Below are 375 nucleotides of genomic sequence, written 5' to 3' on the forward strand. Positions count from 1 at the left end.
GCTCTATCCAATTGAGCTACGGGCGCTGAATATTTGAATGGTGCCGAGGACCGGAATCGAACCGGTACGGTAATCACTTACCGCAGGATTTTAAGTCCTGTGCGTCTGCCAGTTCCGCCACCCCGGCAATTTATATGAATGGATTATTGTAAGAAATAATGGAGCGGAAGACGGGATTCGAACCCGCGACCCCAACCTTGGCAAGGTTGTATTCTACCACTGAACTACTTCCGCAAAATCATGAATGGTGAGCCATAGAGGATTCGAACCTCTGACCCTTTGATTAAAAGTCAAATGCTCTACCAACTGAGCTAATGGCTCTAACATGGTGCCGGAAAAAGGACTTGAACCCTCAACCTACTGATTACAAGTCAG

The 375-nt window shown here is 47.2% G+C and carries 3 tRNA genes; all 3 read right to left on the reverse strand.

From position 1 onward, the window contains the following. Nucleotides 1–38: 38 nt before the first annotated feature. Nucleotides 39–127 (reverse strand) — tRNA-Leu (locus ERX55_RS11350). A gap of 32 nt (nt 128–159) precedes the next feature. Beyond that, nucleotides 160–234, reverse strand: a tRNA-Gly gene (locus ERX55_RS11355). Nucleotides 235–245: 11 nt separating this feature from the next. Next, nucleotides 246–321, reverse strand: a tRNA-Lys gene (locus ERX55_RS11360). Between the last annotated feature and the right edge of the window lie 54 nt (nt 322–375).

The organism is Macrococcus bovicus (assembly GCF_004359575.1).
GTDB classification, from domain to species: Bacteria; Bacillota; Bacilli; order Staphylococcales; family Staphylococcaceae; genus Macrococcus; species Macrococcus bovicus.